The following is a 25587-nucleotide window of genomic DNA, read 5'->3' as shown; positions in this document are numbered from 1 at the left end:
ATAGTTTTGCAAGTGTGAAGTATGTCACACAAAATGCGACTTATAATGACAAAAATTGTCACAAGTGTGATTTTCATCAAACTTAGTAGGGTCAATTTTAACAAACGATATATTTAAAATAAGTAATTGATTTTATTTGCTATAATTAATGATTATTATCATATAATTTAGATTTAATAAAAATGTAAACATAATTAATGTTTACTGCTTAAAAAAGTGAAATATATCTTAAAAAAATGATTGAAAAAATTGTATATAGATTGTTAAATATCAAAAAAATTGTATGTTTTGTATGCATTGTTTAGCCAAACGGTAACTGCTGCAGCCTATCTCCTAGAGGAAAGTCGAAATGAATAAGATCTATAAAGTTATTTGGAATGCAACTTTAGGTACATGGGTAGCAGTATCAGAGCTTGCAAAAGGCAAAACAAAGTCGTCTAAAATTACAAGTATTGTCGGTGCGGCTACTATAAGTTTGATGGTAACGTTTAGTCCAGAGGCGATGGCGGCATATACTGTTGCTGGTGGTACGAGCAGTACGATTACGGGCATAGCAATTGGTAATACGACTGGTGGTAGTGGAGCTGGGATTGGTACAACTCAGTCAAATGCTGTTGAAGTGATCGCGATTGGTCCAAATGTTTATGGTAATGGTGAGCAATCCACACTGATTGGTAATGATATTACTACAAGCACAACTGCTATACAGGCAGTTGTCATTGGTTCAAATTTTAATGCGAACCCTACAACAACAACAGGTAAAGGTGGTGTTTCTATTGGTAGTGGTTTAACGACTACTCTTAAAAGCCCGATGGCCAATGGTACAGGTTCTGTTGCAATTGGTTCAAGTGGTGATGGTACGACCAATAGTTTGAATGGTGCTGTTGCTGCGGGTAACCATGCTTTGGCATTAATGGCGGGTTCTAATGCGAATGCGGTGAATTCTATTGCTATAGGTGTGGCTTCAAATGCACTAGCGACCAGTGCTATTGCAATTGGTGATGGCGCGACTGTTGCCGCAACAGGAGGAAATGCTGTAGCTATAGGGAATGGAGCTAAAGCTTCTGATGCTAGAGCTACTGCATTGGGATATAACTCAAATGCATTAACTGTAGATTCAGTATCTATAGGTTATAATTCCAATGCAGCTGGAGGGCCTGGTGCTTTTGCTGTTGGCGCAAGCTCACAAGCAAATGGGAATAATGCCTTTGCAATTGGTACATCTGCGAAAGCAACGCAACCTAAAGCAGTGGCTGTTGGTGGTGATTCATATGCGAATGCATCATTTGCAACATCAGTTGGTAATGGCTCCTTAGCGAATGCGCAATATGCAACAGCTATTGGTGGTACGGCTGACTGGTCTGGAACCTCTTATGCAAATTCTGTAACTGCAAATGCTGAAGGCGCTGTTGCCATTGGTAGTAACTCAACTCGAGGTGCTCAATCTGCTGGTGCTAATGCTGTTGCTATTGGTGCGCAATCAACGATTACAGCTGCAGGTACGAGCGCAGTTGCTTTGGGGGCAAGAAGTAATGTAGTAGCAGCCAATGCAGTCGCTATCGGTGCAGGAGCAAATGCATCTGTTGCAAATAGTGTTGCGTTAGGTAGCGGTTCTACAACAGCTGCTTATGTTCAAACCAGTAGTGCAACAGTAAATGGTAAAACATATACCTATGCTGGTGCGCCTGCAAGTTCAAGTACAGTGAGCATTGGGACAGCGGGTAGCGAGCGTACATTAACTAATTTAGCTGCAGGTCGAGTAAGTGCGACGAGTACAGATGGTATTAATGGTAGTCAGCTTTTCCAAACAAATACTGAGCTAGGTAATCTTGCTACAAATACAGCATCAGCTTTGGGTGGTGGATCGCTAGCAAATACGGCAGCTGGTGGTATTACAGCACCGAGCTACACAATTACTAAGACAGATGGCACGGCATACACAGCGGCGAATAACGTAGCAACTGCACTAGGTAACTTAAATACAGAAGTGACGAAATCACTAGGCTTTGTAGGTGATAGCGGAACGAAAGCAACACGCAAATTGGGTGAAGACCTGAATGTTAAAGGTGGAGCTACAGGTACACTCACCAATAATAATATTGGCGTTGTGGCGAATGGTAGTAACCAACTTGATATCAAACTAGCAGAAGCAATCAATTTAGGAACTGCAGGTAGTGTTACAACAGGCGCTACAGTAATTAACAACACGGGTATTACGACACCACAAGCAGTGATTGGAACTGGAGCAAACACGACTACTTTAACCAGCACAGCAAATGGTCTAAATGTAGGTGGGGATAAGATCAGTGGATTGGCAGCTGGCGACATCAGTTCAGCAGCATCGACAGAAGCAGTGAATGGTGGACAGCTGTTTACAACGAATACGAATGTAACAAATTTACAAAACCAAACATGGAAACTTCAAGCAAATGGAGATGTAGCATCCGCGGTTAAATCGAGTGATACGGTTAAATTCCTTGACGGTACTAATATTAAAGTTACACGAAGTGGTAATGATATTACGATTGGTACAAGTGCTACCCCAACCTTTACCAGTGTAACGGTGACTGCTGCACCTACGTTAGGGACAGATGCGACCAACAAAACCTATGTTGACGGTAAAGTACAGACTCTAGCAGACAGTCCACTAGGCTTTGTAGGTGATAGTGGAACGAAAGCAACACGTAAACTAGGCGAAGACTTAAATGTTAAGGGTGGATCTACAGGTACACTTACCAATAATAATATTGGTGTTGTGGCTAATGGTAGTAATCAGCTTGATATCAAACTAGCAGAAGCAATCAATTTAGGAGCTGCAGGTAGTGTCACTACAGGTGCAACAGTAATTAATAATACTGGTATCACGACACCACAAGCGGTGATTGGAACTGGAGCAAACACGACTACTTTAACCAGCACAGCAAATGGTCTAAATGTAGGTGGGGATAAGATCAGTGGATTGGCAGCTGGCGACATCAGTTCAGCAGCATCGACAGAAGCAGTGAATGGTGGACAGCTGTTTACAACGAATACGAATGTAACGACAGCGCAAAATACAGCGAATGCGGCACAAACCACGGCCAATACGGCTAATACGACAGCGAATACAGCGCTGACTACAGCCAATACAGCCAATACGACAGCAAATACAGCACTGACTACAGCCAATCAAGGCTTAAACTTTAGTGTGAATGGTGGAACTGCAGACAACGTTAAGCTTGGAGAAACGGTTAACTTTGCGAATGGCACCAATACAACGGCAGTCTATGATGCTGCAACGAATACCTATAAATACAATGTAGTAGATGCACCAGTATTTAGTGGAGTGGTTAAAGCGAATGGTTTTGATGCAAACAATCAAAAGATTACGAATGTAGCAGACGGAAGTATTGCATCAGGTTCGAAAGATGCGGTGAATGGTAGTCAGCTATTTAACACAGCAGACAACGTGAAGAACATCATTGGTGGCTCGACCACGATTGATGCAACGACAGGTGCAATCACAACCAGCAATATTGGTGGCACAGGTGAAACGACCATTGATGGCGCAATCAGCAATGTAAAAGATGCAGCGACCAAAGCGAAGACCACGGTTACAGCGGGTGACAACGTTGTTGTGAATGCAACCACCAATGCAGATGGTTCAAGCAACTACGAAGTCGCGACAGCGAAAGATGTCAACTTCGATTCAGTGACAGTTGGCACAGTTGCTATTGATGGTACGACCAACAAGATCAGTGGCTTAGCGGCAGGAGACATCACCTCTACCTCAACGGATGCGGTGAATGGTAGTCAGCTATTTAACACAGCAGACAACGTGAAGAACATCATTGGTGGCTCGACCACGATTGATGCAACGACAGGTGCAATCACAACCACTAACATTGGTGGCACAGGTGAAACGACCATTGATGGCGCAATCAGCAATGTAAAAGATGCAGCGACCAAAGCGAAGACCACGGTTACAGCGGGTGACAACGTTGTTGTGAATGCAACCACCAATGCAGATGGTTCAAGCAACTACGAAGTCGCGACAGCGAAAGATGTCAACTTCGATTCAGTGACAGTTGGCACAGTTGCTATTGATGGTACGACCAACAAGATCAGTGGCTTAGCGGCAGGAGACATCACCTCTACCTCAACGGATGCGGTGAATGGTAGTCAGCTATTTAACACAGCAGACAACGTGAAGAACATCATTGGTGGCTCGACCACGATTGATGCAACGACAGGTGCAATCACAACCACTAACATTGGTGGCACAGGTGAAACGACCATTGATGGCGCAATCAGCAATGTAAAAGATGCAGCGACCAAAGCGAAGACCACGGTTACAGCGGGTGACAACGTTGTTGTGAATGCAACCACCAATGCAGATGGTTCAAGCAACTACGAAGTCGCGACAGCGAAAGATGTCAACTTCGATTCAGTGACAGTTGGCACAGTTGCTATTGATGGTACGACCAACAAGATCAGTGGCTTAGCGGCAGGAGACATCACCTCTACCTCAACGGATGCGGTGAATGGTAGTCAGCTATTTAACACAGCAGACAACGTGAAGAACATCATTGGTGGCTCGACCACGATTGATGCAACGACAGGTGCAATCACAACCACTAACATTGGTGGCACAGGTGAAACGACCATTGATGGCGCAATCAGCAATGTAAAAGATGCAGCGACCAAAGCGAAGACCACGGTTACAGCGGGTGACAACGTTGTTGTGAATGCAACCACCAATGCAGATGGTTCAAGCAACTACGAAGTCGCGACAGCGAAAGATGTCAACTTCGATTCAGTGACAGTTGGCACAGTTGCTATTGATGGTACGACCAACAAGATCAGTGGCTTAGCGGCAGGAGACATCACCTCTACCTCAACGGATGCGGTGAATGGTAGTCAGCTATTTAACACAGCAGACAACGTGAAGAACATCATTGGTGGCTCGACCACGATTGATGCAACGACAGGTGCAATCACAACCAGCAATATTGGTGGCACAGGTGAAACGACCATTGATGGCGCAATCAGCAATGTAAAAGATGCAGCGACCAAAGCGAAGACCACGGTTACAGCGGGTGACAACGTTGTTGTGAATGCAACCACCAATGCAGATGGTTCAAGCAACTACGAAGTCGCGACAGCGAAAGATGTCAACTTCGATTCAGTGACAGTTGGCACAGTTGCTATTGATGGTACGACCAACAAGATCAGTGGCTTAGCGGCAGGAGACATCACCTCTACCTCAACGGATGCGGTGAATGGTAGTCAGCTATTTAACACAGCAGACAACGTGAAGAACATCATTGGTGGCTCGACCACGATTGATGCAACGACAGGTGCAATCACAACCACTAACATTGGTGGCACAGGTGAAACGACCATTGATGGCGCAATCAGCAATGTAAAAGATGCAGCGACCAAAGCGAAGACCACGGTTACAGCGGGTGACAACGTTGTTGTGAATGCAACCACCAATGCAGATGGTTCAAGCAACTACGAAGTCGCGACAGCGAAAGATGTCAACTTCGATTCAGTGACAGTTGGCACAGTTGCTATTGATGGTACGACCAACAAGATCAGTGGCTTAGCGGCAGGAGACATCACCTCTACCTCAACGGATGCGGTGAATGGTAGTCAGCTATTTAACACAGCAGACAACGTGAAGAACATCATTGGTGGCTCGACCACGATTGATGCAACGACAGGTGCAATCACAACCACTAACATTGGTGGCACAGGTGAAACGACCATTGATGGCGCAATCAGCAATGTAAAAGATGCAGCGACCAAAGCGAAGACCACGGTTACAGCGGGTGACAACGTTGTTGTGAATGCAACCACCAATGCAGATGGTTCAAGCAACTACGAAGTCGCGACAGCGAAAGATGTCAACTTCGATTCAGTGACAGTTGGCACAGTTGCTATTGATGGTACGACCAACAAGATCAGTGGCTTAGCGGCAGGAGACATCACCTCTACCTCAACGGATGCGGTGAATGGTAGTCAGCTATTTAACACAGCAGACAACGTGAAGAACATCATTGGTGGCTCGACCACGATTGATGCAACGACAGGTGCAATCACAACCACTAACATTGGTGGCACAGGTGAAACGACCATTGATGGCGCAATCAGCAATGTAAAAGATGCAGCGACCAAAGCGAAGACCACGGTTACAGCGGGTGACAACGTTGTTGTGAATGCAACCACCAATGCAGATGGTTCAAGCAACTACGAAGTCGCGACAGCGAAAGATGTCAACTTCGATTCAGTGACAGTTGGCACAGTTGCTATTGATGGTACGACCAACAAGATCAGTGGCTTAGCGGCAGGAGACATCACCTCTACCTCAACGGATGCGGTGAATGGTAGTCAGCTATTTAACACAGCAGACAACGTGAAGAACATCATTGGTGGCTCGACCACGATTGATGCAACGACAGGTGCAATCACAACCAGCAATATTGGTGGCACAGGTGAAACGACCATTGATGGCGCAATCAGCAATGTAAAAGATGCAGCGACCAAAGCGAAGACCACGGTTACAGCGGGTGACAACGTTGTTGTGAATGCAACCACCAATGCAGATGGTTCAAGCAACTACGAAGTCGCGACAGCGAAAGATGTCAACTTCGATTCAGTGACAGTTGGCACAGTTGCTATTGATGGTACGACCAACAAGATCAGTGGCTTAGCGGCAGGAGACATCACCTCTACCTCAACGGATGCGGTGAATGGTAGTCAGCTATTTAACACAGCAGACAACGTGAAGAACATCATTGGTGGCTCGACCACGATTGATGCAACGACAGGTGCAATCACAACCACTAACATTGGTGGCACAGGTGAAACGACCATTGATGGCGCAATCAGCAATGTAAAAGATGCAGCGACCAAAGCGAAGACCACGGTTACAGCGGGTGACAACGTTGTTGTGAATGCAACCACCAATGCAGATGGTTCAAGCAACTACGAAGTCGCGACAGCGAAAGATGTCAACTTCGATTCAGTGACAGTTGGCACAGTTGCTATTGATGGTACGACCAACAAGATCAGTGGCTTAGCGGCAGGAGACATCACCTCTACCTCAACGGATGCGGTGAATGGTAGTCAGCTATTTAACACAGCAGACAACGTGAAGAACATCATTGGTGGCTCGACCACGATTGATGCAACGACAGGTGCAATCACAACCACTAACATTGGTGGCACAGGTGAAACGACCATTGATGGCGCAATCAGCAATGTAAAAGATGCAGCGACCAAAGCGAAGACCACGGTTACAGCGGGTGACAACGTTGTTGTGAATGCAACCACCAATGCAGATGGTTCAAGCAACTACGAAGTCGCGACAGCGAAAGATGTCAACTTCGATTCAGTGACAGTTGGCACAGTTGCTATTGATGGTACGACCAACAAGATCAGTGGCTTAGCGGCAGGAGACATCACCTCTACCTCAACGGATGCGGTGAATGGTAGTCAGCTATTTAACACAGCAGACAACGTGAAGAACATCATTGGTGGCTCGACCACGATTGATGCAACGACAGGTGCAATCACAACCACTAACATTGGTGGCACAGGTGAAACGACCATTGATGGCGCAATCAGCAATGTAAAAGATGCAGCGACCAAAGCGAAGACCACGGTTACAGCGGGTGACAACGTTGTTGTGAATGCAACCACCAATGCAGATGGTTCAAGCAACTACGAAGTCGCGACAGCGAAAGATGTCAACTTCGATTCAGTGACAGTTGGCACAGTTGCTATTGATGGTACGACCAACAAGATCAGTGGCTTAGCGGCAGGAGACATCACCTCTACCTCAACGGATGCGGTGAATGGTAGTCAGCTATTTAACACAGCAGACAACGTGAAGAACATCATTGGTGGCTCGACCACGATTGATGCAACGACAGGTGCAATCACAACCACTAACATTGGTGGCACAGGTGAAACGACCATTGATGGCGCAATCAGCAATGTAAAAGATGCAGCGACCAAAGCGAAGACCACGGTTACAGCGGGTGACAACGTTGTTGTGAATGCAACCACCAATGCAGATGGTTCAAGCAACTACGAAGTCGCGACAGCGAAAGATGTCAACTTCGATTCAGTGACAGTTGGCACAGTTGCTATTGATGGTACGACCAACAAGATCAGTGGCTTAGCGGCAGGAGACATCACCTCTACCTCAACGGATGCGGTGAATGGTAGTCAGCTATTTAACACAGCAGACAACGTGAAGAACATCATTGGTGGCTCGACCACGATTGATGCAACGACAGGTGCAATCACAACCACTAACATTGGTGGCACAGGTGAAACGACCATTGATGGCGCAATCAGCAATGTAAAAGATGCAGCGACCAAAGCGAAGACCACGGTTACAGCGGGTGACAACGTTGTTGTGAATGCAACCACCAATGCAGATGGTTCAAGCAACTACGAAGTCGCGACAGCGAAAGATGTCAACTTCGATTCAGTGACAGTTGGCACAGTTGCTATTGATGGTACGACCAACAAGATCAGTGGCTTAGCGGCAGGAGACATCACCTCTACCTCAACGGATGCGGTGAATGGTAGTCAGCTATTTAACACAGCAGACAACGTGAAGAACATCATTGGTGGCTCGACCACGATTGATGCAACGACAGGTGCAATCACAACCACTAACATTGGTGGCACAGGTGAAACGACCATTGATGGCGCAATCAGCAATGTAAAAGATGCAGCGACCAAAGCGAAGACCACGGTTACAGCGGGTGACAACGTTGTTGTGAATGCAACCACCAATGCAGATGGTTCAAGCAACTACGAAGTCGCGACAGCGAAAGATGTCAACTTCGATTCAGTGACAGTTGGCACAGTTGCTATTGATGGTACGACCAACAAGATCAGTGGCTTAGCGGCAGGAGACATCACCTCTACCTCAACGGATGCGGTGAATGGTAGTCAGCTATTTAACACAGCAGACAACGTGAAGAACATCATTGGTGGCTCGACCACGATTGATGCAACGACAGGTGCAATCACAACCACTAACATTGGTGGCACAGGTGAAACGACCATTGATGGCGCAATCAGCAATGTAAAAGATGCAGCGACCAAAGCGAAGACCACGGTTACAGCGGGTGACAACGTTGTTGTGAATGCAACCACCAATGCAGATGGTTCAAGCAACTACGAAGTCGCGACAGCGAAAGATGTCAACTTCGATTCAGTGACAGTTGGCACAGTTGCTATTGATGGTACGACCAACAAGATCAGTGGCTTAGCGGCAGGAGACATCACCTCTACCTCAACGGATGCGGTGAATGGTAGTCAGCTATTTAACACAGCAGACAACGTGAAGAACATCATTGGTGGCTCGACCACGATTGATGCAACGACAGGTGCAATCACAACCACTAACATTGGTGGCACAGGTGAAACGACCATTGATGGCGCAATCAGCAATGTAAAAGATGCAGCGACCAAAGCGAAGACCACGGTTACAGCGGGTGACAACGTTGTTGTGAATGCAACCACCAATGCAGATGGTTCAAGCAACTACGAAGTCGCGACAGCGAAAGATGTCAACTTCGATTCAGTGACAGTTGGCACAGTTGCTATTGATGGTACGACCAACAAGATCAGTGGCTTAGCGGCAGGAGACATCACCTCTACCTCAACGGATGCGGTGAATGGTAGTCAGCTATTTAACACAGCAGACAACGTGAAGAACATCATTGGTGGCTCGACCACGATTGATGCAACGACAGGTGCAATCACAACCAGCAATATTGGTGGCACAGGTGAAACGACCATTGATGGCGCAATCAGCAATGTAAAAGATGCAGCGACCAAAGCGAAGACCACGGTTACAGCGGGTGACAACGTTGTTGTGAATGCAACCACCAATGCAGATGGTTCAAGCAACTACGAAGTCGCGACAGCGAAAGATGTCAACTTCGATTCAGTGACAGTTGGCACAGTTGCTATTGATGGTACGACCAACAAGATCAGTGGCTTAGCGGCAGGAGACATCACCTCTACCTCAACGGATGCGGTGAATGGTAGTCAGCTATTTAACACAGCAGACAACGTGAAGAACATCATTGGTGGCTCGACCACGATTGATGCAACGACAGGTGCAATCACAACCACTAACATTGGTGGCACAGGTGAAACGACCATTGATGGCGCAATCAGCAATGTAAAAGATGCAGCGACCAAAGCGAAGACCACGGTTACAGCGGGTGACAACGTTGTTGTGAATGCAACCACCAATGCAGATGGTTCAAGCAACTACGAAGTCGCGACAGCGAAAGATGTCAACTTCGATTCAGTGACAGTTGGCACAGTTGCTATTGATGGTACGACCAACAAGATCAGTGGCTTAGCGGCAGGAGACATCACCTCTACCTCAACGGATGCGGTGAATGGTAGTCAGCTATTTAACACAGCAGACAACGTGAAGAACATCATTGGTGGCTCGACCACGATTGATGCAACGACAGGTGCAATCACAACCACTAACATTGGTGGCACAGGTGAAACGACCATTGATGGCGCAATCAGCAATGTAAAAGATGCAGCGACCAAAGCGAAGACCACGGTTACAGCGGGTGACAACGTTGTTGTGAATGCAACCACCAATGCAGATGGTTCAAGCAACTACGAAGTCGCGACAGCGAAAGATGTCAACTTCGATTCAGTGACAGTTGGCACAGTTGCTATTGATGGTACGACCAACAAGATCAGTGGCTTAGCGGCAGGAGACATCACCTCTACCTCAACGGATGCGGTGAATGGTAGTCAGCTATTTAACACAGCAGACAACGTGAAGAACATCATTGGTGGCTCGACCACGATTGATGCAACGACAGGTGCAATCACAACCACTAACATTGGTGGCACAGGTGAAACGACCATTGATGGCGCAATCAGCAATGTAAAAGATGCAGCGACCAAAGCGAAGACCACGGTTACAGCGGGTGACAACGTTGTTGTGAATGCAACCACCAATGCAGATGGTTCAAGCAACTACGAAGTCGCGACAGCGAAAGATGTCAACTTCGATTCAGTGACAGTTGGCACAGTTGCTATTGATGGTACGACCAACAAGATCAGTGGCTTAGCGGCAGGAGACATCACCTCTACCTCAACGGATGCGGTGAATGGTAGTCAGCTATTTAACACAGCAGACAACGTGAAGAACATCATTGGTGGCTCGACCACGATTGATGCAACGACAGGTGCAATCACAACCACTAACATTGGTGGCACAGGTGAAACGACCATTGATGGCGCAATCAGCAATGTAAAAGATGCAGCGACCAAAGCGAAGACCACGGTTACAGCGGGTGACAACGTTGTTGTGAATGCAACCACCAATGCAGATGGTTCAAGCAACTACGAAGTCGCGACAGCGAAAGATGTCAACTTCGATTCAGTGACAGTTGGCACAGTTGCTATTGATGGTACGACCAACAAGATCAGTGGCTTAGCGGCAGGAGACATCACCTCTACCTCAACGGATGCGGTGAATGGTAGTCAGCTATTTAACACAGCAGACAACGTGAAGAACATCATTGGTGGCTCGACCACGATTGATGCAACGACAGGTGCAATCACAACCACTAACATTGGTGGCACAGGTGAAACGACCATTGATGGCGCAATCAGCAATGTAAAAGATGCAGCGACCAAAGCGAAGACCACGGTTACAGCGGGTGACAACGTTGTTGTGAATGCAACCACCAATGCAGATGGTTCAAGCAACTACGAAGTCGCGACAGCGAAAGATGTCAACTTCGATTCAGTGACAGTTGGCACAGTTGCTATTGATGGTACGACCAACAAGATCAGTGGCTTAGCGGCAGGAGACATCACCTCTACCTCAACGGATGCGGTGAATGGTAGCCAGCTATTTAACACAGCAGACAACGTGAAGAACATCATTGGTGGCTCGACCACGATTGATGCAACGACAGGTGCAATCACAACCACTAACATTGGTGGCACAGGTGAAACGACCATTGATGGCGCAATCAGCAATGTAAAAGATGCAGCGACCAAAGCGAAGACCACGGTTACAGCGGGTGACAACGTTGTTGTGAATGCAACCACCAATGCAGATGGTTCAAGCAACTACGAAGTCGCGACAGCGAAAGATGTCAACTTCGATTCAGTGACAGTTGGCACAGTTGCTATTGATGGTACGACCAACAAGATCAGTGGCTTAGCGGCAGGAGACATCACCTCTACCTCAACGGATGCGGTGAATGGTAGCCAGCTATTTAACACAGCAGACAACGTGAAGAACATCATTGGTGGCTCGACCACGATTGATGCAACGACAGGTGCAATCACAACCACTAACATTGGTGGCACAGGTGAAACGACCATTGATGGCGCAATCAGCAATGTAAAAGATGCAGCGACCAAAGCGAAGACCACGGTTACAGCGGGTGACAACGTTGTTGTGAATGCAACCACCAATGCAGATGGTTCAAGCAACTACGAAGTCGCGACAGCGAAAGATGTCAACTTCGATTCAGTGACAGTTGGCACAGTTGCTATTGATGGTACGACCAACAAGATCAGTGGCTTAGCGGCAGGAGACATCACCTCTACCTCAACGGATGCGGTGAATGGTAGCCAGTTATTCAACACAGCAGACAACGTGAAGAACATCATTGGTGGCTCGACCACGATTGATGCAACGACAGGTGCAATCACAACCAGCAATATTGGTGGCACAGGTGAAACGACCATTGATGGCGCAATCAGCAATGTAAAAGATGCAGCGACCAAAGCGAAGACCACGGTTACAGCGGGTGACAACGTTGTTGTGAATGCAACCACCAATGCAGATGGTTCAAGCAACTACGAAGTCGCGACAGCGAAAGATGTCAACTTCGATTCAGTGACAGTTGGCACAGTTGCTATTGATGGTACGACCAACAAGATCAGTGGCTTAGCGGCAGGAGACATCACCTCTACCTCAACGGATGCGGTGAATGGTAGTCAGCTATTTAACACAGCAGACAACGTGAAGAACATCATTGGTGGCTCGACCACGATTGATGCAACGACAGGTGCAATCACAACCACTAACATTGGTGGCACAGGTGAAACGACCATTGATGGCGCAATCAGCAATGTAAAAGATGCAGCGACCAAAGCGAAGACCACGGTTACAGCGGGTGACAACGTTGTTGTGAATGCAACCACCAATGCAGATGGTTCAAGCAACTACGAAGTCGCGACAGCGAAAGATGTCAACTTCGATTCAGTGACAGTTGGCACAGTTGCTATTGATGGTACGACCAACAAGATCAGTGGCTTAGCGGCAGGAGACATCACCTCTACCTCAACGGATGCGGTGAATGGTAGTCAGCTATTTAACACAGCAGACAACGTGAAGAACATCATTGGTGGCTCGACCACGATTGATGCAACGACAGGTGCAATCACAACCACTAACATTGGTGGCACAGGTGAAACGACCATTGATGGCGCAATCAGCAATGTAAAAGATGCAGCGACCAAAGCGAAGACCACGGTTACAGCGGGTGACAACGTTGTTGTGAATGCAACCACCAATGCAGATGGTTCAAGCAACTACGAAGTCGCGACAGCGAAAGATGTCAACTTCGATTCAGTGACAGTTGGCACAGTTGCTATTGATGGTACGACCAACAAGATCAGTGGCTTAGCGGCAGGAGACATCACCTCTACCTCAACGGATGCGGTGAATGGTAGCCAGCTATTTAACACAGCAGACAACGTGAAGAACATCATTGGTGGCTCGACCACGATTGATGCAACGACAGGTGCAATCACAACCAGCAATATTGGTGGCACAGGTGAAACGACCATTGATGGCGCGATCAGCAATGTAAAAGATGCAGCGACCAAAGCGAAGACCACGGTTACAGCGGGTGACAACGTTGTTGTGAATGCAACCACCAATGCAGATGGTTCAAGCAACTACGAAGTCGCGACAGCGAAAGATGTCAACTTCGATTCAGTGACAGTTGGCACAGTTGCTATTGATGGTACGACCAACAAGATCAGTGGCTTAGCGGCAGGAGACATCACCTCTACCTCAACGGATGCGGTGAATGGTAGTCAGCTATTTAACACAGCAGACAACGTGAAGAACATCATTGGTGGCTCGACCACGATTGATGCAACGACAGGTGCAATCACAACCACTAACATTGGTGGCACAGGTGAAACGACCATTGATGGCGCGATTCAATCCGTATCAGACAATGGTGTTCAATATGACAAGAATGCAAATGGTAGTACCAACTACAACAGCATCACTGCTGGAAATGGTAAAGGTACAGCGGCAACGATCATTAAAGATGCTGCGGGTAATAACGTAGTGACCTCAGGCGGCACAACGATCAGTAATGTTGCCAATGGTGTGAATGCAAGCGATGCGGTGAACAAAGGCCAACTGGACAGCTTAAGCACAGGTTTAACCGATAAAGGCTTAATCTTTGGTGCGAATAGTGGAGCGGATTACACAGCAAAACTTGGCACTAAAGTGACTGTAAAAGGTGCAGACACCAATACAGACTTTGCTCAGTTTGATGGTGGCAACAACTTGATGACTCAAGTTGATACAGCTGGCAATATTGTGGTTGCATTGAAGAAAGATGTATCTGTAACTAGCGTAACTGCTGGTGCAAGCAAACTGGATACAACAGGTTTAACAGTAGGCACAGTGGGTGACCAAACTGTTATCACTAAAGACGGTATTACAACAGACAAAGTGACTGTAGGTAATATTGTCGTTGATAGTACGACGAACAAAATCAGTGGTTTAGCAGCAGGTTCATTGGCAGCAGGTTCAACCGATGCAATCAATGGAGGACAGCTACACAAAGGCCTTGACGCTGTTAAAGACATTTTGGGTGGTAATGCAACAAACAACTCAAGCGACCCAACAGCACGCAATATAACAATGAGCAACATTGGTGGAACAGGCAAAGATAACATCAATGATGCGATCCAGTCTGTATTAAGCAATGGTGTTCAATATGACAAGAATGCTGATGGTAGTACCAACTACAACAGTATTACCGCTGGTAACGGCAACGGTACAGCAGCGAGTAGCACTAAAGATGCAACGACAGGTAAGATCACCACAACTGGTGGTACGAGCTTGAGCAACGTAGCGAGTGCGGGTGATTACACTAATGTTGCAAATGCTTCTAAAGCTGTAAATGCAGGTGATTTGAACAATGCGGTTACAGATGCGACGAATGCCGCGACTACAAAAGGTTTTGCATTACAAGCAGCTGATGGCAGCAAAGTACAGAAAAACCTAGGTGAAGCTGTAGAAGTAATTGGTGCAGATAGCAATATCACCACCAAAGTTACTGGCGGTAAGGTTGCGATTGAGTTGAACAAGAACTTGAACAACTTAACCGGTATCACTGTAAATAATGGTACAGATGGAACAACTGGTTCAACAGTGATTGGCAAAGACGGCATTTCGGTTAAAGACAATGCAGGTAAGACCATTGCTGGTGTAGACAATACTGCTCTGACTGTGAAAGATAGCAGTGGTAATGCTGAAACCAGCATTAACAAAGCAATCAACACTTTAAATACAGCGCAAAGTACATTAGACAACTACGCTGTGAAGTATGATGACAAGTCAGGCGTACCAAACAAAGACAGCGTAACTTTTGCAGGAACGACGTCTAACAGCACCAAAGATGCGACAACAGGCAAGATCACCACAACAGGTGGTACAAGCTTGAATAATGTTGCAAGTGCAGGTGATTACACCAATGTTGCAAATGCGTCTAAAGCTGTGAATGCTGGTGACTTGAACAATGCTGTAGTTGATGCGACAGGAAATATTGTCAATAAAGGTTTTGCCTTAACTGCTCAAGATGGACAAACTGTACAGAAAAAATTGGGTGAGTCTGTAGAAGTTGTTGGTGATGACAAAAACATCTCAACTGAAGTGAAGAATGGCAAGATCGCAGTTAAACTTGCAGATAACTTGAATGTTAATTCACTGACTACAGGTGATACTGTTATTAAAAATGGTGGTGTAACAGTTGGCTCAAATGTCACTCTAGGTAATACTGGATTGATCATTACCAATGGTCCAAGTGTAACGACAGCAGGCATTAGTGCAGGTAATAAAGCCATTACCAATGTATCGAATGGTGTGAATGCAACAGATGCAGTCAATAAAGGCCAGTTAGATACAGCGATCACCGATGTTCAAAACAAAGTTGATCAAGTTGCGAACAATGCTGTTCAATATGACAATGCAAATAAAGATTCAGTGACATTATCGAATAACAACGGTAATGGAACAAAACTGAATAATGTTGCAGATGGTACTGTTGCACAAGGTTCTAAAGATGCAGTGAATGGCGGTCAGTTGTGGAATGTTCAACAGCAGATTACCAATATTAATAATGGTACTTCTGGTCTTGTTCAACAGGCTGATAAGAATGCGCCAATTACTGTTGGTAAAGACACTGGCGGTACGACTGTAGATATGACGGGTACCGAAGGTGCGCGTGTTGTGACTGGTGTTAAAGATGGCGCTGTCAATGCAACTTCTAAAGATGCAGTGAATGGTAGTCAATTGAATAAGACCAACCAGACAGTTGTTGATTATCTTGGTGGTGGTGCTGGTTATGACAATATCACAGGTAGCTTCACGACGGCTCCAAGCTATAATGTTGGTGGCAATACTTATAACAATGTCGGCGGTGCAATTGATGCATTAAATCAAGCGGATCAAACATTAAACAATAAAATTGATAATGTGAATAATAAGCTTGATAACGCATTCCGTGTAACCAATAACCGCATAGACGATGTTGAGAAAAAAGCCAATGCAGGTATTGCAGCTGCATTAGCAATGGAATCGGCACCATATGTTCCTGGTAAATATACCTATGCGGCTGGTGCGGCATACCATGGTGGTGAAAACGCTGTAGGTGTGACGTTACGTAAAACGGCAGATAACGGTCGTTGGTCTATCACAGGTGGTGTGGCAGCAGCATCTGAAGGTGATCCAAGCGTACGTATCGGTATCAGTGGCGTAATTGACTAATTCACTAGACAAGGAAGGTTTTCGAACCTTCCTTTTTCTTCCCTAATTTTAGAGAGACAAAAAATGAAAGCATTCAACAAAAAGATTCTGTTAAGTGTAATCAGCGGTCTAGTGATGTCTTTAAGTCATGCTGCTGAAATAGAAACACAAACAGCTCAAGAAATTCATTTTCCTGAATTAAAAGACAGTTATTTAAAACAAGTACCACGTTATGAATATGACAATGTTGCTCGATTAGATAAAGGTTTGAGCAAAGATCAAATTCGCCATATTCTAGGCAATCCACAATTCTCTGAAGGCTTATTTGCTGTCAGAACATGGAATTATGTATTAGATATTAGAGAGCCTGATTCTACTCAATATAAACGTTGCCAATTGCGTATCGATTTTGATAAACATTATTTATCTGAAAATCTGTATTGGAAAGGTGAAGCTTGCCAAGGTTTAATGGCATGGGGCGTGAATAATCAATCTGATACAGAGCAAAGTGTGATTTCTCCTGCAAGTCAGACTGCAACAGTTTTATTTTATTTTGATCGTTCAGATAAAAAGGGCGTGAAAAACCCAGAAGTGATTGGAAAAATTGTTGAAGAAATTAAACAGTCTAATGGTAAAACTGTACAAGTTTATGGTTATACAGATCGTTTAGGGTCATTTAAGTATAACCAAAATTTGTCTGTCGCAAGAACCAACACGGTGACTCAGCTTTTGACTCAGCAAGGTATAGATGCAAACCAAATTCAATTTGAAGCGAAAAACAAAACAGATGCATATCAACAATGTTCTGGGGTAAATAGGAAAATTCAATTAATAGAATGCCTAGCACCGAATCGTCGCGTTAATATTTCATGGTAAAAGTGATAGAGTTAAACAGGGAATTGGATGGCAGCATGAAAAAAAGACTTGTTGTATTAAGCTTATTGATGAGTTTAGCTGGAGTGAGCAAAGCAGAAACATCATCTGTAATGCAGGTTTTACAAAAAACACCACAATGGGGTTTGGTACAAACTGGAACGGCATGTATTGAAAAATATCGTTTTTTACCATCAGGTGAAGTTTTGATTGAAAGCAATCAAGAGCGAGTTTCTGGGATGTATAGTTTTATATCGAAAGAAAATGGTTTTGAATTACCAGCTGTTGTGATTGGTTTTCAAACAGACAATCAAAAACCTGATTGCACAGGAAGCCGTGAGAATCAAACAGGGTTGTCAACCACCCACTTTTTAAAGAAAGAATCGGATCAAAAAATTTATTTTTGTATAGACTCTCTCGGAAAGAACTGCCCAGTTTATCTTCGTCCAGAACATTAATTTAAATACTTTGAGAAATACGAAATGAAGAAAATAGTATTTGCTGCACTTGGTTTAGGATTAGCTATGCAAGCGCAAGCTTTTGATAAATCACAAGTCAATTTAGCCAACGATTTTTGGGGAATTTGGTCGATTTATAATGCTAAGACGCAATGTACAGAAACCTATCAATTCACTAAGCCTCAACAGTTCACCTATACTACGAAACAGAAAAGAATGACGGGTGAGTTTTCTGTACTTAGAAGTAAAGATGCCAAAGCTTTAGATATTTTGGCAATGAAAGTGCAAACAGACAATAAAAAAGCAGGCTGTGGCGGACAACCTGTGGATTATACCAATGCTGATATTCGTTTGAGTTTAAGATGGATGTCTGCAAAAACAGCTGAATTGTGTACAGACCGCGAAGGCAAACAATGTACAGGTTTGTATTTAATCAAACAGAAGTAATCAATATTTGAATAGATAGGCTTCCTCGGAAGCCTTTTTTATTCGTGAGTTTTGTTTGAATTACTTATATTTATAAAATTTAATTATGCTTTTTTTAAAAATTATTCATATAAGTTTTGTATTGTATTCTCAAATATCAGTTTATATTAGTTTTTAGAATACCCGATTGACAAAATAATCGTTGAAATCATCACAAATCACGATTGTATAAAAACGATCCTGCGTTTGATCATCTGTTACACAACATCTTATAGTATGATGTAGATATATTTCGACTGATTATCAGTTTTATTCCGCCAAAATGAATTATTGAATTCATTTCAGCTCAAATAATGTTGGAAGTAAAAATGCCTGACTATCGCTCAAAAACATCGACACATGGAAGAAATATGGCTGGCGCACGTGGCTTATGGCGTGCGACAGGAATGAAAGATGACGATTTTGGTAAACCGATTATTGCGGTGGTCAACTCATTTACGCAATTTGTACCTGGCCATGTACATTTAAAAGACTTAGGTCAGCTCGTGGCACGTCAAATTGAAGCGTCAGGCGGTGTAGCGAAAGAGTTTAATACCATTGCCGTCGATGATGGTATCGCAATGGGGCATGATGGCATGCTCTATTCATTACCTTCTCGTGATTTAATTGCAGACTCAGTTGAATATATGGTGAATGCACATTGTGCCGATGCAATGGTGTGTATTTCTAACTGTGACAAAATCACACCGGGAATGTTGATGGCCTCTATGCGCCTAAACATTCCAGTGGTTTTCGTGTCAGGCGGACCAATGGAAGCGGGTAAAGTGAAAATCCGTGGTAATGAACACGCCATTGACCTTGTTGATGCCATGATTGTTGCTGCTGATGACAGCTTTACCGATGAAGAAGTTGCAGAATACGAACGTTCAGCATGTCCAACCTGTGGTTCATGCTCAGGGATGTTTACCGCAAACTCAATGAACTGTTTAACGGAAGCTTTAGGGCTTTCATTACCAGGCAATGGTTCAACTTTAGCAACGCATGCAAACCGTAAAAAATTATTTGAAAAAGCGGGTCAGTTGATTGTTGAGATTACCAAACGTCACTACGAACAAAATGATTACAGTTTGTTGCCACGTAACATTGCGACGAAAGCATCGTATGAAAATGCCATGACTTTAGACATCGCGATGGGTGGTTCGACCAATACAGTTCTTCACTTATTGGCGGCTGCGAACGAAGCAGAAGTTGATTTCACTATGGATGATATTGACCGTTTATCGCGTAAAGTGCCTGTATTGTGTAAAGTTGCTCCTGCGAAACAAGATGTACATATGGAAGATGTGCATCGAGCTGGCGGTATCATGTCGATTTTAGGTGAATTAGACCGTGCAGGTTTACTCGATACTTCTGTACCAACCGTACATGAGAAAACACTGAAAGATGCTTTAGATAAGTGGGATATTATCCGTACAGAAGATGAAGACGTATATAACTTCTTTAAATCTGCACCGGGTGGTGTGCCAACTCAAACAGCATTCTCTCAAGATCGTTATTATTCACGTTTAGATGGTGACCGTGAAAATGGTGTGATTCGTAATGCAGAACATGCATTCTCTAAAGATGGTGGTTTGGCTGTCCTTTACGGCAACATCGCACTTGAAGGTTGTATTGTTAAAACTGCAGGCGTTGATGATTCAATCTTGAAATTCAACGGTACAGCTCGTGTATTTGAAAGCCAAGATGCTGCTGTGGAATCTATCTTAGCAGGTAAAATTGTTGCTGGTGATGTGGTGGTGATTCGTTACGAAGGTCCACGTGGTGGTCCGGGTATGCAAGAAATGCTTTATCCAACCAGCTATTTAAAATCGAAAGGTTTAGGCAAAGATTGTGCATTATTAACAGATGGTCGTTTCTCTGGTGGTTCTTCAGGTCTTTCAATAGGCCACGTCTCTCCTGAAGCTGCTGAAGGCGGTGCGATTGCATTGGTTGAAGATGGTGATCGTATCGAAATTGATATTCCAAACCGTACCATTCACTTGGCGGTTGATGATGCGACAATGGCGCACCGTCATACCAAACAAGAAGCAAAAGGTTGGAAACCTGAGGAAGAGCGTCCACGTAAAGTCTCTAAAGCTTTGAAAGCTTATGCAATGCATACGACAAGTGCTTCAAAAGGTGCTGTTCGAGAACTTTAAAACATCGAATTAAATAGCATGATGATATTTTAAAATATTCAAAAAGCACTCACTGGTTGGGTGCTTTTTCTATTGTATTGACCTAAATGCTTTCATTCATTTTGGATTTTAGACATTGATCATTTCGATATGAATTGTTATAAAATTTTGAGCCATTCATTCATATTGATTTTTTTCAGCATCCAAGGTGAATGGATGATATGCTTGAATGAGTTTCAATCAAATCCTATTTATTTTTAAGCGCTTATTTCGAGGCCCTACACATGTCATTGCTACGCCGTTGGTTTGATCCAATCCGATCGAGCTGGTTTTATCAAAAACCAACTCGTCAAGAGGTGTTATCCACGGAGCATGGGCTGAGTATTTATTTGCGTTTAGACGATGTTTATAGCTATCTTGCAGTACAGCAGTTACCACAACTTGAAGAAATACTTCGAGATGATTTAAAACCATTAAAAGTAATTATTTCGAATACTTCAGCAGAACCCCCAAATGGTATGACTGTGGAGGAATGGCGGACCTATAGTTTAAATGATGCCAAGATTCTCGCAACGCAACATCGTTTTAGCTATGACAATGAAAAACCTGAGCAACCGACCCAAGAAGCATTACAACAAGCGGAAATTATTCTAAGAAATACCCCTTTATTAGGTCAGAATTTTCTTTATTTACTCGAAGATGTGTTCCATATGTTATGGCAACAACAGTATGGAAAATTACGCACTTTATTCGTTATGGCGAGTAAGCATCAAAAACCACAAAATTTCCCAGAACGTGTCTTTAACGATACACCTATTTTAGAAAGTTATTTTGAATTTGGTGGGCGCAAATATCATGCTGTAGATGATTTATTGCGTTTAACACGTCGTTTAAAACAACAAAAGGTACTGGTAGATAATCCAATCTTCTTGATTAATCACATTGAATGGCGTGAACATTTGATGAGTGATGCAGAGGAACTGGCTGAAATTCAAGCCATGCATCCCGAATTGGACTTATACATTGCTTTAGAAGATCCAATTAGTTGGTTATTGTTGGCCTATATCAAAGAAGAGTTGGCAAATTATTATAATATCCAGTTGAATTTATTTCCTTTAAGTTATCACGGGCGTGATTTTTTTGATTGGAGTTTGGCGACTCGTTTATCCAAACGGACTGAAGTGAAATTCACGCCATTTTGTAGACCAACAAAGGACAGTATTCTGAATATGGCGCAACTTTATTACAGTGTGCTAGAAGAACAACGTGTAGATGCGATGTATGAGATTTTACAAGCTGTTTGGACACGGGGTCAGGATTTGTCTTTTCAAGCACATTTTCAAAAATTACAGCGTGATTTAAATATTGAAAAGCTGATTGATATTGATGTTGAAGCATTATTAAAAGATAACGATCGACAATGTGCCGAAAAGCATCAGCCTGATTTTCCTGTCTTAGAGTTAAGAATTGAAGGAAAGCGTTACGTATTTAACAGTCTATATCGCGTTTGGATGATTGAAAGTATTTTTAGTAATGTGTTAGAACAGAAGTATAAGACAGAGAATGAGCTGGAACGTGCTCAACAAGACGCAGAAGAACAGGACTTAGACGGATCAAATGATGAAAAAAGAGAAGTGTGAATCTTTAGAGCAAGTCCGTGAAAATATCGATCAACTTGATCAGCAATTGATTGATTTAATTGCAACTCGCCAATTTTATGTCGATCAAGCCGTGCGGTTTAAGAGAACTACAGAAGATGCTCAATCTCCTGAGCGTGTGCAACAAGTGATTAATAAAGTACGTCAAAAAGCCTTTGAAGTTGGCACAGATCCTGACTTGATTGAAAGCATTTATAGAGAAATGATTCAGCATTTTATTCAACGAGAATTAAAAGAAATTAGACCTTAAAACAGTAATTTCACACTTGTGATGATGGGTAAAAAATCGCGATCACAACCACATCAAATCAGCCTCAATTTTTAATTGAGGCTGTATTCCAAAATGAATGATTTTACCGCCGTTATTGATGTTTTAGCATTGCTTATGAAAAATGAGGTAATGCGAAATGATCGGTTTTGTTGTTGGCGTGTTTGCTATTGCGGGAATGATTAAAGGAACAATTGGACTAGGATTGCCAGCTGTTTCTATGGGGTTGTTGAGCTTAGTCATTAGCCCATTCCAAGCAGCAACATTATTGATTATTCCTTCAATGGTGACCAATATTTGGCAACTTTTTGCCGAAGGATATGTTTGGCGTTTGGTGTGCCGTTTTTACCCATTATTGATCGGTATTGTTGTTGGTTCAATTTGGAGTATTTTCCCGACTTTAGGCCACGCAAATACTAGTTTCCATAGCGAAGCCTTATTAGGTGCGATGTTGGCATTGTATGGATTGTACGGTTTATTCTCAAAAAATATGCCTAATCTTGCAACACATGAAAAATGGTTATCTCCAATCGTTGGCTATTTGGGTGGTGCGTTAACTGTTGCTACTGGGGTTGTGGTGATTCCAGTGGTGCCGTATTTGCAATCTTTGCATCTGAAAAGAGATGATTTGGTACAGTCACTCGGTTTGGCTTTTACTGTTTCAACTCTTTGTTTGGCGGTATTTCTGCATTTAAACCCTGTTGAAAATACGCCAATGGATTATAAATTATCCTTGATTGCTTTAATTCCTGCACTCATCGGTATGTGGATGGGCACAAAGATTCGTTACCGTATTCCAGAGCAAAAATTTCGCAAAGTGTTTTTCTGTGGATTAGTGATTTTTGGAATGTATGCTGTTCTGCATCAGCTTAGATTGATTTGAGTTTAAGATTTTAAGTCCTCATCCAAAATCAATTTAGATTTTTGCGAAAGTAAAAACTGGGCAAAGTGTTGGTAAGCTGTTGGAAGTTGATCAAAATTTTGTGCAGCCAAAAGTAGTTGGCGTTTTGCCCATTCACCTGTTAACTCAATTTGATGAAATGCATATTGCGAGCTTAGCCGCTGTGCTGCCCGTTTAGGCATAATTGCAATCCCTACGTCGTTGGCAACCACTTGAGCAATAGCGGTAAAATTAGGAAGTCTTAAACGGTATTGAATTGCACAATTGAGTAACTTTGCCTGAGTTTCTATAGATTGCTGTAAAGAATGATATTGCATGAGCCCCACAAAAGGATAATTCAAACTGTCGATGAGTTTTAATTCAGTATGTATTTGTAATGGATGATCAGTGGGGCAAATCAAAACCAAAGGATCGTCAAAAAAGTCCAAAGCTTGAAGTTGTTGTGAGTTAAAAAAACTGGAAATTAATCCCAATTTCGCAGAACCTTTTTCAATTGCTTGAATAATATCGTTGCTTTCAGCCTCTTTTAGATCTATGTGTACATGTGGATTTTCGACCAAATATTGTGGCAATAACACAGGTAGATATTCACTGTGCGCAGATGAATTACACCATAAGGTCATGTGTGCTGTGAGACCTTCTGCATAGGGTGACATAGCTTGTTCGAGTTGCTTTCTTTGCTGAATTAGCATTGAAGCTTGTTCTGCAAAAGTTTGACCAGCAATGGTTAGTTTAACCCCAGAAGCATGACGGATAAAAAGAGTGGTTGCATAGTGTTGTTCGAGTTTCTTGATACGTTCACTGGCGGCTTGTAATGAAATAGATGAGCGCTCAGCACCTTTGGTCAGACTTCCAGTGTCCACGATATGGAGAAAAAGTTGTAGATCAAAAAAATCTAGACGCATGATTTTAAGATGTATAGTGATTTCTTTAGATTATAACTGAGTTATTAATCGAATGATGATGTAACTAAAGTGTACCAAGTTGAGGTTTAATTTTTTTAAAGCATATATCAATCAAAAATTGTTTAAAAAAAGATCGTTTGAAATGGTTTTATGTTATGATAAGTCTCAATTGAGATACAAAATAAGAAGGTTATATTATGTCTTCGCAAACTTCAATGTTGCATGTACGAATTGATGATGAAACAAAGTTGCAAGCACAGCAGGCCTTAAAAGCAATGGGTTTGTCTGTTTCGGATGCTGTACGCATTTTTTTGACACGTGTTGTTGCAGAACAAGCAATTCCGTTTGATGTGCGAGTACCAAATGCAATGACTGTTTCAGCGATGAATGAAGCCGATGATCTTATTCAGGCGAAAAAAGCACGTTTTGAGACAGTAGAAGGCTTGTTTAATGACCTCGAAAAAAATAGCTCAAGATAAACGTGCTGTTTTGGCTCGATCATCGGATTATACAAAAGAGTTTTTAGCAGATTGGCAACGGCTTTCTCGTAATGGTCGTTATGATATGAAAAAACTCAAAACAGTGATGATGCTGTTGATTGCAAATGATGAACCTTTAGGTGCTGAATGGAAAGATCATTCATTAACAGGTCATTGGATTAATTATCGTGAGTTGCATGTTGGTGGGGATTTCCTACTGATTTATCGAATTGAATCTTTATCTAAATTCGAGATGATTGTTTTTGTTCGTGCAGGTACTCATAGTGAGTTGTTTTAAAAACTGATTGATAAAAAAAATTGATAAAAAATTCCCAACAAAAAAGCTCCCTCAGGAGCTTTTTTTA

Annotated in this window: 11 protein-coding genes; 10 read left to right on the top strand and 1 reads right to left on the bottom strand. The window is 43.4% G+C overall.

Annotated elements, in window-relative coordinates; translation table 11 throughout:
* The first annotated feature begins 349 nt into the window (after positions 1-349).
* The 8 genes from ACY45D_RS17590 to ACY45D_RS17555 all read left to right on the top strand — a co-directional run bounded on the left by ACY45D_RS17590 (position 350) and on the right by ACY45D_RS17555 (position 23820).
* Positions 350-17098 carry an ESPR-type extended signal peptide-containing protein gene (locus ACY45D_RS17590; protein ID WP_463107863.1) on the top strand — a complete coding sequence of 5583 codons (16749 nt, stop codon included), beginning with the start codon at positions 350-352 and terminating at the stop codon, positions 17096-17098.
* A 63-nt stretch (positions 17099-17161) separates the two neighbouring features.
* Entirely contained in the window at positions 17162-17953 is a 792-nt protein-coding gene (gene tpgA / locus ACY45D_RS17585) for a trimeric autotransporter adhesin/peptidogylcan-associated protein TpgA (protein ID WP_463107862.1), read from the top strand.
* A 35-nt stretch (positions 17954-17988) separates the two neighbouring features.
* Positions 17989-18408, top strand: coding sequence for a hypothetical protein (locus tag ACY45D_RS17580; RefSeq protein WP_463107861.1), 420 nt, complete (start codon positions 17989-17991; stop codon positions 18406-18408).
* Positions 18409-18432: 24 nt separating this feature from the next.
* A complete protein-coding gene (locus ACY45D_RS17575) occupies positions 18433-18855 on the top strand; it encodes a hypothetical protein (protein WP_463107860.1) in 423 nt (140 codons plus the stop codon).
* A gap of 347 nt (positions 18856-19202) precedes the next feature.
* Positions 19203-21032 (top strand): dihydroxy-acid dehydratase, encoded by a 1830-nt coding sequence (ilvD, locus tag ACY45D_RS17570; RefSeq protein WP_463107859.1) that lies wholly within the window; start codon positions 19203-19205, stop codon positions 21030-21032.
* 263 nt (positions 21033-21295) lie between these two features.
* Positions 21296-22651, top strand: coding sequence for a hypothetical protein (locus tag ACY45D_RS17565; protein ID WP_463107858.1), 1356 nt, complete (start codon positions 21296-21298; stop codon positions 22649-22651).
* A complete protein-coding gene (locus tag ACY45D_RS17560) occupies positions 22632-22919 on the top strand; it encodes a chorismate mutase (RefSeq protein ID WP_167374946.1) in 288 nt (95 codons plus the stop codon). Before ACY45D_RS17565 ends, ACY45D_RS17560 begins: the two co-directional genes overlap by 20 nt.
* A gap of 157 nt (positions 22920-23076) precedes the next feature.
* Positions 23077-23820, top strand: a complete 744-nt coding sequence (locus ACY45D_RS17555) for a sulfite exporter TauE/SafE family protein (protein WP_463107857.1) — start codon at positions 23077-23079, stop codon at positions 23818-23820.
* Between the two features lie 2 nt (positions 23821-23822).
* Here the strand turns inward: ACY45D_RS17555 and ACY45D_RS17550 are convergent, their stop codons facing one another.
* Positions 23823-24743 carry a LysR family transcriptional regulator gene (locus ACY45D_RS17550; RefSeq protein ID WP_463107856.1) on the bottom strand — a complete coding sequence of 307 codons (921 nt, stop codon included), beginning with the start codon at positions 24741-24743 and terminating at the stop codon, positions 23823-23825.
* 197 nt (positions 24744-24940) lie between these two features.
* Between ACY45D_RS17550 and ACY45D_RS17545 the strand changes: the two genes are divergently transcribed.
* Positions 24941-25222 carry a type II toxin-antitoxin system RelB/DinJ family antitoxin gene (locus ACY45D_RS17545; protein WP_463107855.1) on the top strand — a complete coding sequence of 94 codons (282 nt, stop codon included), beginning with the start codon at positions 24941-24943 and terminating at the stop codon, positions 25220-25222.
* On the top strand, positions 25194-25520 hold the full coding sequence (locus tag ACY45D_RS17540; RefSeq protein WP_463107854.1) for a type II toxin-antitoxin system YafQ family toxin: 327 nt from the start codon (positions 25194-25196) through the stop codon (positions 25518-25520). Before ACY45D_RS17545 ends, ACY45D_RS17540 begins: the two co-directional genes overlap by 29 nt.
* The last annotated feature ends 67 nt before the right edge of the window (positions 25521-25587 follow it).

It is taken from the genome of Acinetobacter sp. BZX-2 (assembly GCF_055179795.1).
The sequence above is the reverse complement of the archived record's forward strand: the minus strand, read 5'-3'. Positions and strand labels throughout refer to the sequence as shown.

What these genes read in the sequence shown, in the direction of transcription:
- ACY45D_RS17590 (WP_463107863.1), top strand. Translation starts at nt 350, where the DNA reads ATGAATAAGATCTATAAAGTTATTTGGAATGCAACTTTAGGTACATGG.
- tpgA (WP_463107862.1), top strand. Translation starts at nt 17,162, where the DNA reads ATGAAAGCATTCAACAAAAAGATTCTGTTAAGTGTAATCAGCGGTCTA.
- ACY45D_RS17580 (WP_463107861.1), top strand. Translation starts at nt 17,989, where the DNA reads ATGAAAAAAAGACTTGTTGTATTAAGCTTATTGATGAGTTTAGCTGGA.
- ACY45D_RS17575 (WP_463107860.1), top strand. Translation starts at nt 18,433, where the DNA reads ATGAAGAAAATAGTATTTGCTGCACTTGGTTTAGGATTAGCTATGCAA.
- ilvD (WP_463107859.1), top strand. Translation starts at nt 19,203, where the DNA reads ATGCCTGACTATCGCTCAAAAACATCGACACATGGAAGAAATATGGCT.
- ACY45D_RS17565 (WP_463107858.1), top strand. Translation starts at nt 21,296, where the DNA reads ATGTCATTGCTACGCCGTTGGTTTGATCCAATCCGATCGAGCTGGTTT.
- ACY45D_RS17560 (WP_167374946.1), top strand. Translation starts at nt 22,632, where the DNA reads ATGAAAAAAGAGAAGTGTGAATCTTTAGAGCAAGTCCGTGAAAATATC.
- ACY45D_RS17555 (WP_463107857.1), top strand. Translation starts at nt 23,077, where the DNA reads ATGATCGGTTTTGTTGTTGGCGTGTTTGCTATTGCGGGAATGATTAAA.
- ACY45D_RS17550 (WP_463107856.1), bottom strand. Translation starts at nt 24,743, where the DNA reads ATGCGTCTAGATTTTTTTGATCTACAACTTTTTCTCCATATCGTGGAC.
- ACY45D_RS17545 (WP_463107855.1), top strand. Translation starts at nt 24,941, where the DNA reads ATGTCTTCGCAAACTTCAATGTTGCATGTACGAATTGATGATGAAACA.
- ACY45D_RS17540 (WP_463107854.1), top strand. Translation starts at nt 25,194, where the DNA reads ATGACCTCGAAAAAAATAGCTCAAGATAAACGTGCTGTTTTGGCTCGA.